We start from the raw sequence: 1,404 nt of genomic DNA, 5'->3' as shown, positions 1-1,404 counted from the left end.
GAAAGCGAAGCATTCTGTCGGAGCGGCCCTACTTCCACCTAACAAGACAAATGCCCGAAGTAATGGCATGATGTTGCGCTAATCTACCATAAAAAAACCGAACGATGGTGAAATCTTATCATAAGAATTTCACCATCGTTCGGTTATTAGAATGGCTAAAACACTTTTGTCCCAGCCCCTTTTCTTATCTTGTCTTATTTAATCGTTCAAATAGATCATCGTGCCAAGTATAGGCTTGCTTTGCAATCGTCTCAGGACTATTTTTCGTAGGAGAAGCTTCTACGACCAAACTTTTTTCATGCTCAGACAGGTGTTCATAAGAAGAGCGTAATTCAGTCGTGTATTCCATGTATTTTTTCAACTGGTATAGAAAATCATCCATATGATTCATCGACATCGTATCATCCTCCTCTATATCTCTCATACCTTTTTCCAATTTATATGAAACATAGGGGAGAGCATTACCCGGACTACGTCTTTTTCCTGCGCTGGTTCCAGGGGGCAATATCCGTTTGTCCAAGAAAAGAAGGCTGTAATGTTGAATGGAAAGATTGGGTCATCTGTTGTGGCTGTTCCCAGTCTAAATAACGATAAAGCGTTCGTTTTGCTTTTGACAGAGATAGTTTTGGTTTTGGATTGCGATAAGAATGATCGACTTTTCCTAAATGTTCAAGCTGATCGAAATCTTTTTTATTTGCAGGAATGTGGAAGTAGTATCCACCGATTTCAATGAGGAGAGTTGAATGCTGCTGACTGAACTTGGGATGATCGGAAAAATGGAGGCCAATCTTTTTAGCGCGGTTTTCCTGTAGAAGTTTATCAATCGTATGCTTCTTTATATCATAGAGATGCTTAGGTTCAGGTGCTGTCTTCGCATGGCGATTCACAATAAACAATGCCTCGGCCAATTCATGGTTTGATGTTTTCTGGTCTTTCATAAGAATCTCCTTTCATCCATATTTATTTCTCTATTACGTCTATTTTAAACAAATTTGAAAAAAATGGTATATAGGTCAAAGTGACGCTTTTAGCGTCACTTTCTCTTTTTTGCAGTTCTTAAAAGGGTTCCACCCTAGTCTCCCTCAAATAGATAGTGCTATCGTATCATGATTGTAGAAGTTTTTATAAAGGGAAGGACGTTTGTCACAAAACTGTTCGTTTTACCCTGACTTTAAGGTGAAAATTGAATATTCAGGCCGGCATAAGAACCGATACGGCATCCTGGTCGTTCCGATCCCTCGACTAACGAACAATTCGAGTCCGTCCATGAGTTGATAGTTACCTTCTACATATTTTTCAGCGTATGGCGGCGTAATCATATAGCCGTAGAACGGCAATTGGACTTGTCCTCCATGGCTGTGGCCGGAAAGCTGTACATCAACAGAATGATGCTGGATTTCGTCT

The 1,404-nt window shown here is 40.1% G+C and carries 2 protein-coding genes and 1 pseudogene; all 3 read right to left on the bottom strand.

Annotated elements, in window-relative coordinates:
* Positions 1-184: 184 nt before the first annotated feature.
* Positions 185-397, bottom strand: coding sequence for a hypothetical protein (locus LD39_RS19470; protein ID WP_035552190.1), 213 nt, complete (start codon positions 395-397; stop codon positions 185-187).
* A gap of 73 nt (positions 398-470) precedes the next feature.
* Entirely contained in the window at positions 471-938 is a 468-nt protein-coding gene (locus LD39_RS19465) for a YkyB family protein (protein WP_035552188.1), read from the bottom strand.
* Positions 939-1,160: 222 nt separating this feature from the next.
* Positions 1,161-1,404: pseudogene (locus tag LD39_RS23270) on the bottom strand (metallophosphoesterase); the annotation flags it as partial.

Source organism: Halobacillus sp. BBL2006, assembly GCF_000786645.1.
Lineage (GTDB): Bacteria > Bacillota > Bacilli > Bacillales > Halobacillaceae > Halobacillus.
The sequence above is the reverse complement of the archived record's forward strand: the minus strand, read 5'-3'. Positions and strand labels throughout refer to the sequence as shown.

Bases quoted from the DNA above. Each gene is read 5' to 3' on its own strand.
- LD39_RS19470 (WP_035552190.1), bottom strand. From the start codon at position 397: ATGTCGATGAATCATATGGATGATTTTCTATACCAGTTGAAAAAATAC.
- LD39_RS19465 (WP_035552188.1), bottom strand. From the start codon at position 938: ATGAAAGACCAGAAAACATCAAACCATGAATTGGCCGAGGCATTGTTT.